The sequence below is a fragment of the Jongsikchunia kroppenstedtii DSM 45133 genome (genome assembly GCF_000380485.1).
In the GTDB taxonomy this organism is placed as follows: Bacteria; Actinomycetota; Actinomycetes; order Mycobacteriales; family Mycobacteriaceae; genus Jongsikchunia; species Jongsikchunia kroppenstedtii.
The window spans coordinates 1-13,401 of sequence record NZ_AQYG01000031.1; the positions used below are offsets into that span (position 1 = coordinate 1).

Here is a 13,401-nt window from a genome sequence, read left to right on the forward strand (position 1 = left end):
CCCTGGCCGTCCGCGTACCCGCCCGGACGCGGTGATCGCCGATCGGGCCTACACCAACGGGGTGAACCGGCGGATGCTCGCTGGCCGCGGCATCAAGACCGTTATCCCGCAGAAGAGCACCGAGACCGACGCCCGCAAACGCAAAGGCTCCACCGGTGGGCGGCCTCCTGCTTTCGATGCAGTCCTTTACAAGGGCCGCAACGTTATTGAGCGTTCCTTCAACGACACCAAGCAGTGGCGCGCCCTGGCCACCCGCTACGACAAACTCGCCATCACCTACCGAGCCGCCGTGGTCCTACAGGCATGCCTCCGCTGGACACGCCTATTAGGAGACACGCCCTAGCTGCAGGAAGGGCCGACACGAGCCGGATTGTCCGATTTTCTCTAGGCTGGTGGAGTGCCCGTCACCAAGTCCGTCACTGGCGCCTCGTCGAAACAATTGACGCGGCGCGGGCCGATCGCACGCCTGAAGGACCGGGTGGTCGGCGCCGCCGCGCACCGGCGCGAGCGGATTCGCGAACGACCGGTGCTCAACACCGCGTACCGGGTCTCGGTAGGTGTCGTGGGCACCGTCGTGCTCGCCGGCGGAATCGTCGCGATCCCGTATCCGGGTCCGGGCTGGTTGATCGTGTTCACCGGGCTGGCGATTCTCGCCAGTGAATTCGCATGGGCGCATCACGTGCTGCAGTTCGTCAAGAGCAAGTACGACCGGTTCATGGCGTGGATGTCCCGCGCCGGCCTGGTCATCCAGATCCTCTTCGGCCTGTTCACCTGCGCGGTCGTGCTGGCGACACTATGGCTGCTGGACGCGTTGAACCTGGTCGCCGGGTGGGTCGGCATCCATTGGGAATGGCTGGCGAGCCCACTGTTCTGACCGCGTCGCCGGCTCGATGCTGCATCGTCGGCAGATCGGGACGAAACTGGGTTCAGCCCGGTCGAGCAGGACCGATACCATCAGCGGTGGTCTGTCCACCCGCAGCCAGTCACACCGCAACCAGTCGAGGAGTTCCACTGTGCCTGACAATCCCGCCCCGCAACGCGCCGGTTCGATCCGGGTGCCGGCCGGGACGACCGCGGGTGCGGCGCTGCGCGAGCTGGACTACCCGAACAAGGGCGCCGAGGCCATCGTGGTCGTCCGTGACGCCAACGGCGACCTGAAAGATCTGTCGTGGGCGCCGGAGGTCGACGCGGACGTCGAGCCGGTGGCCGCGAATACCGAGGACGGACGGAGCGTGATCCGGCATTCGGCGGCGCACGTCCTCGCCCAGGCGGTGCAGGAGCTGAATCCGAAGGCTCGCTTGGGCATCGGCCCGCCGATCGCCGACGGCTTCTACTACGACTTCGACGTCGAGGATCCGTTCACCCCGGACGATCTCGCCGCGCTCGAGAAGCAGATGAAGAAGATCATCAAGTCAGGGCAGCGGTTTTCGCGTCGCGTGTACGAGTCCAAGGACGAGGCACGCGCCGAGCTGGCATCCGAGCCCTTCAAGCTCGAGCTGATCGACGACAAGGGCGCGGCCGACGACAGTGAGGTGATGGAGGTCGGCGGCGCCGAGCTCACTGCCTACGACAACCTGAATCCCCGGACCGGCGAACGGATCTGGGGCGATCTGTGCCGCGGCCCGCATGTGCCGACCACCAAGTACATCGCGGCCTTCAAGCTCACCCGCAGTTCCGCCGCCTATTGGCGCGGCAACCAGGACAATGCCGATCTGCAGCGCGTGTACGGCACGGCCTGGGAGACCCCGGAGGCGCAGGAGGAATACCTGACGCTGCTGGCCGAGGCCGAACGACGCGACCACCGCAAGCTGGGCGCGGAGCTGGATCTGTTCAGCTTCCCCGACGAATTGGGTTCGGGCCTACCGGTTTTCCATCCCAAGGGCGGCATCATCCGGACCGAGATGGAGCAGTACTCGCGGCAGCGGCACGTCGAGGCCGGCTACGAGTTCGTCAACACCCCGCACATCACCAAGGGCACGCTCTACGAGGTCTCCGGCCACCTGGACTGGTACCGGGACGGCATGTTCCCGGCGATGCATCTCGACGCGGAGTACGACGAGGACGGCACCCTGCGCAAGCCGGGGCAGGACTACTACGTCAAGCCGATGAACTGTCCGATGCACAACCTGATCTTCGGGGCGCGGGGCCGCAGCTATCGCGAACTCCCGTTGCGGCTCTTCGAGTTCGGCTCGGTGTATCGCTATGAGAAGTCCGGCGTGATCCACGGCCTGACCCGGGTCCGCGGCATGACGCAGGACGATGCGCACATCTACTGCACCAAGGAGCAGATGCGCGACGAGCTCACCAGCACTTTGGAATTCGTGCTGTCGCTGCTCAAGGACTACGGCCTCGACGACTTCTACCTCGAATTGTCGACCAAGGATCCGAAGAAGTACGTCGGGTCCGACGAGGTCTGGGAGGAGGCGACCGAGACGCTCCGCGAGGTGGCGCAGGCATCCGGGCTCGAGCTGGTCCCGGATCCGGGCGGCGCCGCGTTCTACGGGCCGAAGATCTCGGTGCAGGCCAAGGATGCGCTGGGCCGCACCTGGCAGATGTCGACGATCCAGCTCGACTTCAATCTGCCCGAGCGCTTCCAGCTCGAATACACCTCGTCGGACGGCACCAAGCAGCGCCCGGTGATGATCCACCGCGCCCTCTTCGGCTCCATCGAGCGGTTCTTCGGCGTGCTCACCGAGCACTACGCGGGCGCCTTCCCGGCCTGGCTGTCGCCGGTTCAGGTGGTGGGCATCCCGGTGGCCGACACCTTCGCCGATCATCTGGCGGGCGTTGTGGCGCAGCTGAAGTCGCGGGGTGTGCGTGCCGAGGTCGACTACTCCGACGACCGCATGCAGAAGAAGATCCGCAACCACACCACCGGCAAGGTGCCGTTCATGCTGCTGGCCGGTGAGCGCGACGTCGAGGCGGGCGCGGTCAGCTTCCGGTTCCGCGACGGCACCCAGGTCAACGGTGTTCCGGTGGATCGGGCGGTCGAGCTGACCGCGCAGTGGGTCGCGTCGCGCCGCAACGAGTCGCCGACCGCCGAGCTGATCGGGGTCGACGAATGAGCGACTCGGACGATGTGATCAACGACAGCGGCGTCGGAATCCCGGATCGCCTGCAGCGCATCTGGAATCCGCACCGCATGTCATACATCGCGTCGGAGATCACGGAGACAGCGGAGGTCACCGCGCAGGGTGCCGCGCCGGCGAAGGGCTCGTCGCATCCGTTCCTCGATATCCCCAAGATGTCCGATGAGGAAGGGCTGATCGTCGCCCGTGGCGAGCATGTCTACGCGGTCCTGAATCTGTACCCGTACAACCCCGGTCACGCGATGGTCGTGCCGTATCGGCAGGTCTCGGAGCTGGAGGAGCTGACCCCGGCCGAGAGCGCCGAACTGATGGCGTTCACCCAGCGCCTGATCCGCGCGATCAAGTCGGTGTCGAACCCGGATGCGTTCAACGTCGGGATCAATCTCGGTGCGGCCGCCGGCGGTTCGCTGGCCGACCACCTGCATCAGCACATCGTTCCGCGGTGGACCGGCGACGCCAACTACATCACCGTCATCGCCGGCACCAAGGTCGTCCCGCAACTGCTGCGGGATACTCGGCGGCTGCTGGCCGAGGCCTGGGACAAGGTCGGGGGAGCGCCGGCATGACGACCATCATGATTGGGGCAGGGCCATGCTGAGTGTGCTGGGCCGCGCATCGGTGTCCAAGGTGACGCTGCCGATGGGACGCGCGTTGCTCAAGACGGGGCTGACGCCGGACGGCATGACGCTGATCGGCACCGTCGCCTCGATCGCCGCGGCCGTCACGCTGTTCCCGATGGGCGAACTGTTCTGGGGAACCATGGTCATCTGGTTCTTCGTGATGTTCGACATGCTCGACGGCGCGATGGCCCGGGCACGCGGTGGCGGAACGAGATTCGGCGCCGTGCTCGACGCCACCTGCGACCGGATCGCCGACGGCGCGATCTTCGCCGGACTCGGCTGGTGGGCCATCGTCCACAAGCCGCACGAGATCCTGTTCGTCCTGCTGATGGTGTGTCTGGTGACCTCGCAGGTGATTTCGTACGCCAAGGCGCGCGCGGAGGCCAGCGGGCTCAACGGCGACGGCGGTCTGATCGAGCGGCCCGATCGGCTGATCATCATCCTGGTCGGCGCCGGCTTCACCGGACTCGGCCTGTGGTGGGCCATCCACGTCGCGGCGTGGATCCTCGCGGTCGGCAGCGTCATCACCGTCTTCCAGCGGATGTGGTCGATCTACCACAGCCCCGGCGCCACCGAACTGCTGCCGATCAAGGGAGCGGTGACTTCGGACGACGACGTGGCGACGGACGCCGCAGTGACGGACGAGGCCGACGACAAGCCGGCGGATCCCGCCTGATGTCGCTCGGCGAGCAGCTGACCGACTGGGGCTACGGCGCCGGTTGGGCCGCCGTTCGACATCTGCCGGACCCGGTGGCCCGCAAGGCATTCGACCTGGGCGGTACCGCGGCGGCCCGCGGCGGTGGTCCCGAGCAGCTGCGCAAGAACCTGGCTCGAGTGCTCGCGACGACGCCGGACGGCGTCCCGGACCAGCTCATCGGCGACGCGATGCGGTCGTACGCGCGCTACTGGTACGAGGCGTTCCGGTTGCCGTCGATGGACTTCGCCGAAGCGGCCGCGAATGTGCACATCACCGACGCTGAGATCGCGATGTTCGAAGCCGAGGTCCGCAAGGGCAAGGGGCTGATCTTCGCGTTGCCGCACAGCGGAAACTACGACATGGCCGGCGTGTGGCTGGTGCAGCACTGCGGCACCTTCGCGACCGTCGCCGAACGGCTGAAGCCGGAGTCACTGTTCCGCAAGTTCGTCGCCTACCGCGAGAGCCTCGGCTTCGAGATCTTCCCGCTGTCCGGCGGCGAGCAGCCGCCGTTCGCGGCGCTGGCCGAACGCCTGCGCGCCGGAAAGATCATCTGCCTCATGGGCGAACGCGATCTCAACGCTCGCGGCGTGCCGGTGACCATGTTCGGCGAACGCACTCGGATGCCGGCGGGCGCCGCCAAACTCGCGCTGGAGACCGGCGCATCGCTGATGCCCGTCCATCATTCGTTCGGCGACGGCGCCCGGTCGCGTCTGGAATGCTTTGAGCCCCTTGACCTCAGCGGCGGAATCGGGCCGACCACCCAGCGGTTGGCCGATGCGTTCGCGGCGAATATCGCCAAGCATCCTGCCGATTGGCACATGCTGCAGCCGTTCTGGGAGTCCGACTGGTCGCCCGAGCGGCGTGCCCGTCTCGCCGACGTGGATCGCCAGCCGGATTCCAGCAGCCACACGGATTCCAATAGGGAGCCGATGCGGTGAGGATCGGAATGATCTGCCCGTACTCCTTCGACGTGCCGGGCGGCGTACAGGCCCATGTCGTCGAGCTGGCGCAGGTGTTCATCGAACGCGGCCACGAGGTGAGCGTGCTCGCGCCGTCCGGGGACACGCTGGTGCTGCCGGACTATGTAGTGTCGGTCGGGCCGGCGCTGGCGATCCCGTACAACGGGTCGGTGTCCCGGGTGAACTTCGGGCCCCAGGCCTACCACCGGTTGCGGAAATGGTTGCGCGAGGGCGAGTTCGACGTACTGCATGTGCACGAGCCGAACGCGCCGAGCATCTCCATGCTCTCCCTGATGGTGGCCGACGGCCCGATCGTCACCACCTTCCACACCTCGACGACGAAGTCGATGTGGCTCAGTATCTTTCAGGGAGTTCTGCGGCCCTATCACGAGCGCATCGTCGGCAAGATCGCCGTGTCGGAGCTGGCTCGCCGATGGCAGATGGAGGCACTCGGCTCGGACGCGCTGGAGATTCCGAACGGTGTCAACGTCGGGGCATTCGAGAATGCGGAGCCGCTCGACGGATTCCCGTGGCCCGGGCGGTCGATCCTGTTCCTCGGGCGCTACGACGAGCCGCGCAAGGGTGTCGACGTGCTGCTGCGGGCGCTGCCGGAGGTCGTCGCGAAGTTCCCCGATCTCAAGGTGCTGATCGTCGGTGGCGGGCACGAAAAGGCGTTGCGGCGCAAGGCGGGTGACCTCGCGCAGCATCTGGTGTTCCTCGGCCAGGTCGACGACGCCACCAAGGCCCGGGCGCTGGCATCGGTCGATGTCTACTGCGCGCCGAACCTCGGCGGCGAGAGCTTCGGCATCGTTCTGGTGGAGGCGCTGGCCGCCGGCGCCGCAGTGGTGGCCAGCGAGCTCGACGCGTTCCGCCGGGTGCTCGATGACGGCCGGGCCGGCGTGCTCTGCGAGATCGGCAGCGGCCCCGCGTTGGCACGCGGCATCCTGTCGGTCCTCGAAGACGACGACCGGCGCGCCGAACTGGTCGCGGCCGGCCACATTCGGGCGGGCCGCTACGACTGGTCGGTCGTCGCGGATCAGATTCTGCGGGTGTATGAGACGGTGACGATCGGTGCCGACAAAGTGGGAGTGAGTAACTGAATGGGTTGGGTTCGATGACTGTTTCCGCGCTGACGGTCCTGGTGACCGCCATCGTCGTGCTGGTGGTCGTGGCGGCGCTCGGCTGGGCGTACAAGACGGCGAACCGGCTCGACCGGCTGCACGTGCGAGTCGACCTGGCCTGGCAGTCCCTCGACGCGGCGTTGGCCCGCCGGGCCGTGGTCACCCGCACCATCGCGTCGGGGCTGGGGCCGGAGGGCAAGACGCTGGCCGCCGCCGCCGACCGCGCCGAACGCGCCGAACGGATCGACCGGGAGGTCGCCGAGAACGCGCTGTCGGCCGCGCTGGCGCCGATCGATCCGCAGACCCTGCGACCGCAGCTGGTCGCCGAGCTCGCCGACGCCGACACCCGCGTATCCATCGCGCGGCGGTTCTACAACGACGCCGTCCGCGACACGCTGGCCCTGCGCACCCGGCGGCCGGTGCGGCTGCTGCGATTGGGCGGTACCGCACCGCGGCCGGCCTACTTCGAGATCGTCGAGCGCGCCCCGGCGGCCTGACCAGCGGTATTGATGCCGATAAAACCGGGATGATCGCCGTTTTCGTCAGATCGACCCGGACACCTAAAATGGGTGGTATTAGCCCCGGATGCGGGAAACCGCAACCATCAGCAACAAGGAGATCCACGTCCCGTGAGCAGTGAGCAGACTTCGCCCGAGACCACCACTGATCCGCAGGCGGGTGCTGTCACCGGCACCGGCCGGGTGAAGCGCGGAATGGCCGAGATGCTCAAGGGCGGCGTGATCATGGACGTCGTCACCCCCGATCAGGCAAAGATCGCCGAGGACGCCGGTGCCGTGGCCGTGATGGCGTTGGAGCGGGTTCCGGCCGACATCCGCGCCGAGGGCGGCGTCTCGCGCATGAGTGACCCGGACATGATCGACGGCATCATCAACGCCGTCTCGATCCCGGTGATGGCCAAGGCGCGCATCGGCCACTTCGTCGAGGCGCAGATCCTGCAGAGCCTCGGCGTCGATTACATCGACGAGTCCGAGGTGCTCACCCCGGCCGACTACACCAACCACATCGACAAGTGGAACTTCACCGTTCCGTTCGTCTGCGGCGCCACCAACCTCGGCGAGGCACTGCGCCGAATCACCGAGGGCGCGGCCATGATTCGCTCGAAGGGCGAGGCCGGCACCGGTGACGTGTCCAACGCCACCACCCACATGCGCAAGATCCGCCAGGAGATCGCCGCACTGGCCGCACTGCCCGCTGACGAGCTGTACGTCGCCGCCAAGGAACTGCAGGCGCCGTACGAGCTGGTCCGCGAGGTCGCCGAGGCCGGCAAGCTGCCGGTCGTGCTGTTCACCGCCGGCGGCATCGCCACCCCGGCCGACGCCGCGATGATGATGCAGCTCGGCGCCGAGGGCGTGTTCGTCGGCTCCGGCATCTTCAAGTCGGGCAACCCCGAGCAGCGTGCCGCCGCCATCGTGCAGGCCACCACTTTCCACGATGACCCGGACGTGCTGGCCAAGGTGTCGCGCGGGCTGGGCGAGGCGATGGTCGGCATCAACGTCGAGGAGATCCCGCAGCCGCACCGGCTCGCCGAGCGCGGCTGGTAACTGCTACTCCGTCACGGTCGTCCTCTCACGCCGTGATGTTGGCGCTGTCGCCGCCAGTGGCCGCGAAGCTGGTGCCGGTCACCATGCGTGCCCCCTCGGAAGCGAGGAACACGACCAACGGCGCGACGTCCTCCGGCTCGACCCAGGGCACGCCCAGGGGGAGCTTGGCGCGCTGGGCGTCGGCCGCGGTCTGCTCATCCTTCTCGACGTCGCCGGTGGGCTCGTGGCCGCCGGTGCGGATGATCTGGGCGTACCGATCCTCGTGCCGTGTCAGGGCGGTGTTGATGAGCCCGGGGATGACGGCGTTGACGGTGATGCCGTGTTCGCCGAGGTCCAGGGCAGCGGATTTCATCAGCCCGATCAGTCCCCACTTGGAGGCCGAGTAGCCGGCACCTTCGAGGGTGCCGTGCTGGCCCTGGGTGGAGGAGGTGACGATGATCCGTCCGCCGCCTCGCTCGATCAGCAGCGGGGCGGCGGTCCGCAGCACGTTCGCGGTGCCGGTGAGGTTGATGTCTATCTGGTCGTCCCAGAGCTCGTCACTCATCTGCGTCAAGGACGCGAAGCCCTGGACACCGGCATTGGCAAAGACGACGTCGATGCCCCCGAAGTGGTTCACGACCTCGTCGAATCCCGTTTTCACGGCCGCCCGGTCGCGCTGGTCGAAGACGACCGACAGCCAGGCTCCGCCGGCCCGTTCGACGAGCCGCCCGGTCTCGGCGAGGTCTGCCTCGGTGGCCGGCGCGTAGTCCATCGCCGCACTGGCCTGCGCCGCGATGTCGGCTCCTGCCACGTCGTAGCCGGCCTCGGCGAACGCGACCGCCGTGGCCCGTCCGATCCCGCGCGCGGCGCCGGTGATGACCACGACCTTGTTGTTCTCGTCCATCGTTTTCCTTCAGTCGAAGAGTCGGCGGAGCAGGTTCGTCTCGGCGAGGTCGACGATCTCGTCGCCGCGGCCGGATAGCACGGTGCGCAGGGCGTACAGGGTGAAACCCTTGGCCTGGGCCGCGGTGATGGTCGGGGGGATGGACAGCTCCTGTCGGGCGGTGACCACGTCGACCAGAGCCGGGCCGTCGTGGGCGAACGCGGTCCGCAGCGCGTCCTCGAGGTCGTCCGGCTGCTCGACGCGCTGGCCGTGGATGCCGATCGAGTTGGCCAGTGCGGCGAAGTCCGGATTGTCCAGCTCGGTGCCGTAGTTGACGAACCCGGCGGCCTTCATTTCCAGTTCGACGAAGTTGAGCGAGGAGTTGTTGAACACCACAAGCTTCACCGGGAGCTTCAGCTGCCGCACGGTGAGCAGCTCGCCGAGCAGCATCGCCAGCCCGCCGTCCCCGGCCAGGGCGACGACCTGACGGTCCGGGAACGCGCACTGCGCGCCGACCGCGTGGGGGAGCGCGTTGGCCATGGTGCCGTGGTTGAACGAACCGATCAGTCTCCGCTTGCCGTTCATCGTCAGGTATCGGGCTGCCCACACGGTGGGGGAACCGACATCGGGGATGAACACCGCGTCGTCGGTCGCGAGGTCACTGATGAGCCTGGCGACGTACTGGGGGTGGATGGGTGTGCGGTTCTTGTCGTTGGTGGCGAGCTCGTCCAGCTCTTTCCGGGCCCGTGCGTAGTGCTTGGTCGACGAGTCGAGGTGCTTGCTGTTGGTCTGTTCCTCCAGCAGCGGCAGGAGCGCGTCGATGGTGTCTGTCACGCTGCCGACCAGGCCCAGGTCGATAGGGGTGCGGCGGCCGAGGTTCTCGCCGCGGATATCGACCTGAATGATCGTCGCCTTCGACGGGTAGAACTGCCGGTAAGGGAAGTCGCTGCCAAGGATCAGCAGCACGTCGCAGCTCTCCATCGCTTTGTAGCCGGAGGAGAAGCCGAGCAGGCCGGTCATGCCGACGTCGTAGGGGTTGTCGTACTCGAGAAACTCCTTGCCGCGCAGGGCATGCACGATCGGTGCCCTCAGCTTCCGGGCGAGTTCGATCACTTGGCCGTGCGCGCCCTCGGTGCCCGCTCCGCCGAGGATGGTCACGCTCTTGGCGTCGTTGAGCAGGTCGGCGGCCTTGCTCAGCTCAGCGTGCGCCGGGCGGATCACCCGCGGCGAGTACGTGATCGGCGCGGACCCGCGCCCGGCCGGTGCCTCCTTGAGGAAGATCTCGCCGGGGATGACGATCACGGCGACGCCACGCTTCTCGACCGCCGTGCGCATCGCGGCCTGGAGCACATGCGGCAGCTGCTCCGAGTAGCTGACCAGTTCCGTGTATACGGAGGCCTCCCGGAACAGGTCCTGCGGATGAGTCTCCTGGAAGTAGGTGCTGCCGATCTCGACTCCCGGGATCTGGGCGGCGATCGCCAGGACCGGAACCCGGCTGCGGTTGCGCATGGGATTCCTTCCGATTGTGGCGATGGCCTCCCGCGACTCGGTGCACGCGCGTAAGCCCCTGCAGACCAATAATGGCAGTAACCAGCGCTAAAGATCTAGAGTTGGTCCCATGGCACGTCCCCGCCTGTCCTCGGAGAGTCTGCTGGAGATCTCCCTGCGCTGTGCGCAGGCGTTCCACGAGCACGACGGCGACGCGCCGACCCAGGTACTGGTTGCCGCGTCCGGACTCTCCGAGCGCACCTTTTTCCGGTATTTCCCGACGAAGGCTGAGAGCCTGCGGCCCCTGCTGGACGCCGGCAACCGCCGCTTCGCCGATGCCCTGTCGCGTCGCCTCGCCGGCGGCGCACCGGATCACATCGAGGCCGTCGTCGATGCGTTCGGCGAATCCTTCTGGGCTGGGAGCGTCGCCTGGGAGGACCACCTCATGCAGATCGTGCTCGCAGTTCCTGCGCTGCGCCGGGTGTGGCTGGAAGCGAACGAGGACCTGCCCGCCCTGCTCTGGCCCGCGTTCGCGCAGTCCCTGGGCCTGCCGCAGGACCACGACGACGTCCTCCTGGCCGGCGACGAGGCTGTGCTCCTGGCGGTGTGCGCCATCCGGGGCAGGGCGCGCGTGGGCGGTAGTCCCCACGAGGCGGCCGAGCGGGTCGCCGCCGCCTTCCGGCGCGACCCGTTGTCGCGCCGGGCACCAACCGCGGAGCAGGTTCGGTGGGGAGTCGACTAGGCATCCATGCCGTTGTGGCGGTACCCGTCATCGGCCTCTCGCAATCGCGGCACCGTCGTTTCATCGCGTCGACATCGAGCAGGCCCCGCAGCCGTACCGGCCCGCCGAATGTGTTTGGTAAACCCGGGATTCGGCGCAGCGCTTGTTCACGAGGTTTGTCCGCGAGCGATCTTTATTCGTGAGCGGTCCGAAATTTCGACCACGAGCGAGTCGGCGACTGGGTAACGTCTGCCCGAATAAGGTGATTAACCCGGTTCGAGCCGCACGGAGAGGTTGGGCGTCTTGTCAGTCGACATGATGGAGTGGATTCGCGACGGATACCTGAACGGCAATCCCATTGCCACGATGGCATTCATCGGTATGTACGCAGTCGGCGGGGTGTGGACGCTGATCACCGGCGGATCGTGGTGAAAGCCGGCTGAGCGGCCGGCTTTCGGTTCCGTCCCACGGTGCTACTCGTTCGCGCGCTGATCCGGCGCATGCCCTGGCCGGCCGTCCGACATCCGGACAGTCGACAATCCGATGTCATTGGCTGTGATCCAATTATTGTTTGTGGACGCGGTCATGTTGATGGTCGGCAGAACCTGGGTGAATTCGATAGGCGGGAATGTGAGCGAGAGTCGATGAACTCCTTGGTGCGCGATGAGGCGCGCGCGGGGACGATCGAGGTCGGCGAGTTGACACTGCGCTGGGCTGCAGTGAGCGACGTGGGACTGGTCCGCGAGACCAACGAGGACGCGGCGTTCGTGGGGGCCGGGTCGTTGTTGTTGGCTGACGGCATGGGCGGGCACGACTGCGGTGAGATCGCCAGTGCGGCAGCGCTGAATTCGCTCGCCGATGTCGACATCGACGACCTGGAGAAGACCCGTGCCAGCGTGGTCGAGCGGCTGCAGGCCGCGCAGAGCGACATCGAGGGCATCGACACCGACTCGGGCCGGCATGCCGGCACCACCGTCACCGGCGCGATCTTGGTCATCGAGAATGGCGAGCCCCAATGGCTGGTGCTGAACATTGGTGACTCGCGGACCTACCGGCTGCTCGGCGGGGTGCTGGAACAGGTCACGCAGGATCATTCGCAGGTGCAGGAGCTCGTCGACGCCGGATTCATCACGGCCGAACAGGCTCGAGTCGATCCGCGCCGCAACGTGATCACCCGGGCGCTGGGCGCGGGAATGGAACCGGATGCGGACTTCTTCGCGGTACCGGTGACGCCCGGCGAACGCCTGCTGATCTGCTCGGACGGATTGACCGGCGAGGTCGAGGACGAGCAGATCGGCGAGCTGCTGTCGGCGAACGAGGACCCGGCCGATGCGGCCGCGGCCCTGGTCGCCGCCGCGCTGGCCGGCGGCGGTCGTGACAACATCACGATCATCGTGGCGGACGTGCTCGGCGCAGAGGAGGAGACGGCGGCGACCGAGGCTGCCGATGACGACGAAGCCGCGGCCGCAACGGAATCGGCCGCCGAGGCCGAGTAGTGGCAGCCGAGGCCGCGGAGACGTTCGTCGAATACTGCGGTGAGCGTTTCGACGTCGATCCGCAGATGCCGTTCCACATCGGTCGCGAGGCCGATCTGGATGTCGACGACAACCCGTATCTGCATCGTCGATTCCTCAAGGTGCACAACGACGACGGGCTCTGGTGGTTGTCGAACGTGGGCTCGCGGCTGTCGGCCAGCGTGTCCGCCGGCGACGCCGGCTTCTCCGCGACATTGGCGCCCGGGGCCCGGATGCCGCTCGTGTTCGGTGTGACGATCGTCGTGTTCACCGCCGGACCGACCACCTACGAGGTCGAAATCCATTCCGGCTCTTCGGAGTTCGCGACGACGCAGCCGACGGCGGTCAGCACTGGGCAGGCCACGATCGGCGTGCCGACCCTGACCGACAGTCAGAAGGTCCTGATCGTCGTGCTCGCCGAGGAGATCCTGCGACGCGATGGCACCGGCGCCAGCGCGATCCCGTCGTCGTCCGCGGCGGCGAAGCGGCTCGGATGGTCGATCACCAAGTTCAACCGCAAGCTCGACAACGTCTGCGACAAGTTCGATCAGATGGGGGTGTCGGGCATGCGGGCCGGCGGCGGCCGTCTGGCCACCAATCGGCGCGCCAAGCTGGTCGAATACGCGGTGTCCTCGCGTCTGGTGACCCGTGCGGACCTGCCGATGATCGACGCCGAGGCGCAGCGCAACGCCGCCGATCCCGACGCCGGGTAGTCGGCGCGCAGTCCGCCGCAAAAGTGCCCTCTGAGCTGCGCAAACAGCATGGGTA

The 13,401-nt window shown here is 67.3% G+C and carries 14 protein-coding genes and 1 pseudogene; 13 read left to right on the forward strand and 2 right to left on the reverse strand.

All coding sequences use genetic code 11. The features are described from left to right. From G341_RS0101585 to pdxS, 9 genes and pseudogenes are all read left to right on the forward strand, one after another. A partial coding sequence (locus tag G341_RS0101585; RefSeq protein WP_026303119.1) for an IS5/IS1182 family transposase occupies positions 1-343 on the forward strand: 343 nt, incomplete at its 5' end. A 54-nt stretch (positions 344-397) separates the two neighbouring features. Continuing rightward, positions 398-874, forward strand: coding sequence for a TIGR02611 family protein (locus G341_RS0101590; RefSeq protein WP_018177351.1), 477 nt, complete (start codon positions 398-400; stop codon positions 872-874). A 139-nt stretch (positions 875-1,013) separates the two neighbouring features. Further along, positions 1,014-3,065 carry a threonine--tRNA ligase gene (gene thrS / locus G341_RS0101595; protein WP_026303121.1) on the forward strand — a complete coding sequence of 684 codons (2,052 nt, stop codon included), beginning with the start codon at positions 1,014-1,016 and terminating at the stop codon, positions 3,063-3,065. Beyond that, positions 3,062-3,655, forward strand: coding sequence for an ATP adenylyltransferase (locus tag G341_RS0101600; protein WP_018177353.1), 594 nt, complete (start codon positions 3,062-3,064; stop codon positions 3,653-3,655). Before thrS ends, G341_RS0101600 begins: the two co-directional genes overlap by 4 nt. Before the next feature lie 25 nt (positions 3,656-3,680). Next, positions 3,681-4,385 carry a phosphatidylinositol phosphate synthase gene (gene pgsA / locus G341_RS0101605; protein ID WP_018177354.1) on the forward strand — a complete coding sequence of 235 codons (705 nt, stop codon included), beginning with the start codon at positions 3,681-3,683 and terminating at the stop codon, positions 4,383-4,385. Continuing rightward, the gene (locus tag G341_RS20675) at positions 4,385-5,344 is read left to right on the forward strand and encodes a phosphatidylinositol mannoside acyltransferase (protein ID WP_018177355.1); all 960 of its coding nucleotides are present in this window, start codon (positions 4,385-4,387) and stop codon (positions 5,342-5,344) included. Before pgsA ends, G341_RS20675 begins: the two co-directional genes overlap by 1 nt. Continuing rightward, positions 5,341-6,465 (forward strand): glycosyltransferase family 4 protein, encoded by a 1,125-nt coding sequence (locus tag G341_RS0101615; protein ID WP_026303122.1) that lies wholly within the window; start codon positions 5,341-5,343, stop codon positions 6,463-6,465. The genes G341_RS20675 and G341_RS0101615 overlap by 4 nt, the downstream gene beginning before the upstream one ends. A gap of 14 nt (positions 6,466-6,479) precedes the next feature. Then, positions 6,480-6,980, forward strand: a pseudogene (locus tag G341_RS0101620) (LemA family protein); the annotation flags it as partial. Positions 6,981-7,115: 135 nt separating this feature from the next. Beyond that, the gene (gene pdxS, locus G341_RS0101625; RefSeq protein WP_018177358.1) at positions 7,116-8,048 is read left to right on the forward strand and encodes a pyridoxal 5'-phosphate synthase lyase subunit PdxS; all 933 of its coding nucleotides are present in this window, start codon (positions 7,116-7,118) and stop codon (positions 8,046-8,048) included. A gap of 25 nt (positions 8,049-8,073) precedes the next feature. Here the strand turns inward: pdxS and G341_RS0101630 are convergent, their stop codons facing one another. Both G341_RS0101630 and poxB read right to left on the reverse strand, forming a co-directional pair. Continuing rightward, entirely contained in the window at positions 8,074-8,931 is an 858-nt protein-coding gene (locus tag G341_RS0101630; RefSeq protein ID WP_018177359.1) for an SDR family NAD(P)-dependent oxidoreductase, read from the reverse strand. A gap of 9 nt (positions 8,932-8,940) precedes the next feature. Further along, positions 8,941-10,419 (reverse strand): ubiquinone-dependent pyruvate dehydrogenase, encoded by a 1,479-nt coding sequence (poxB, locus tag G341_RS0101635; protein WP_018177360.1) that lies wholly within the window; start codon positions 10,417-10,419, stop codon positions 8,941-8,943. 109 nt (positions 10,420-10,528) lie between these two features. Between poxB and G341_RS22845 the strand changes: the two genes are divergently transcribed. The 4 genes from G341_RS22845 to G341_RS0101660 all read left to right on the forward strand — a co-directional run bounded on the left by G341_RS22845 (position 10,529) and on the right by G341_RS0101660 (position 13,346). Continuing rightward, a complete protein-coding gene (locus G341_RS22845; protein ID WP_018177361.1) occupies positions 10,529-11,140 on the forward strand; it encodes a TetR/AcrR family transcriptional regulator in 612 nt (203 codons plus the stop codon). A gap of 282 nt (positions 11,141-11,422) precedes the next feature. After that, complete coding sequence (locus G341_RS24260) at positions 11,423-11,551, forward strand: hypothetical protein (RefSeq protein WP_281171087.1); 129 nt, start codon at positions 11,423-11,425, stop codon at positions 11,549-11,551. A 212-nt stretch (positions 11,552-11,763) separates the two neighbouring features. Next, entirely contained in the window at positions 11,764-12,615 is an 852-nt protein-coding gene (locus G341_RS20685) for a PP2C family protein-serine/threonine phosphatase (protein WP_018177364.1), read from the forward strand. Continuing rightward, a complete protein-coding gene (locus G341_RS0101660) occupies positions 12,615-13,346 on the forward strand; it encodes an FHA domain-containing protein (RefSeq protein ID WP_018177365.1) in 732 nt (243 codons plus the stop codon). Before G341_RS20685 ends, G341_RS0101660 begins: the two co-directional genes overlap by 1 nt. Positions 13,347-13,401 lie beyond the last annotated feature (55 nt).

Bases quoted from the DNA above. Each gene is read 5' to 3' on its own strand.
- G341_RS20685 (WP_018177364.1), top strand. From the start codon at position 11,764: ATGAACTCCTTGGTGCGCGATGAGGCGCGCGCGGGGACGATCGAGGTC.
- G341_RS0101630 (WP_018177359.1), bottom strand. From the start codon at position 8,931: ATGGACGAGAACAACAAGGTCGTGGTCATCACCGGCGCCGCGCGCGGG.
- poxB (WP_018177360.1), bottom strand. From the start codon at position 10,419: ATGCGCAACCGCAGCCGGGTTCCGGTCCTGGCGATCGCCGCCCAGATC.
- G341_RS0101600 (WP_018177353.1), top strand. From the start codon at position 3,062: ATGAGCGACTCGGACGATGTGATCAACGACAGCGGCGTCGGAATCCCG.
- G341_RS22845 (WP_018177361.1), top strand. From the start codon at position 10,529: ATGGCACGTCCCCGCCTGTCCTCGGAGAGTCTGCTGGAGATCTCCCTG.
- pgsA (WP_018177354.1), top strand. From the start codon at position 3,681: ATGCTGAGTGTGCTGGGCCGCGCATCGGTGTCCAAGGTGACGCTGCCG.
- G341_RS20675 (WP_018177355.1), top strand. From the start codon at position 4,385: ATGTCGCTCGGCGAGCAGCTGACCGACTGGGGCTACGGCGCCGGTTGG.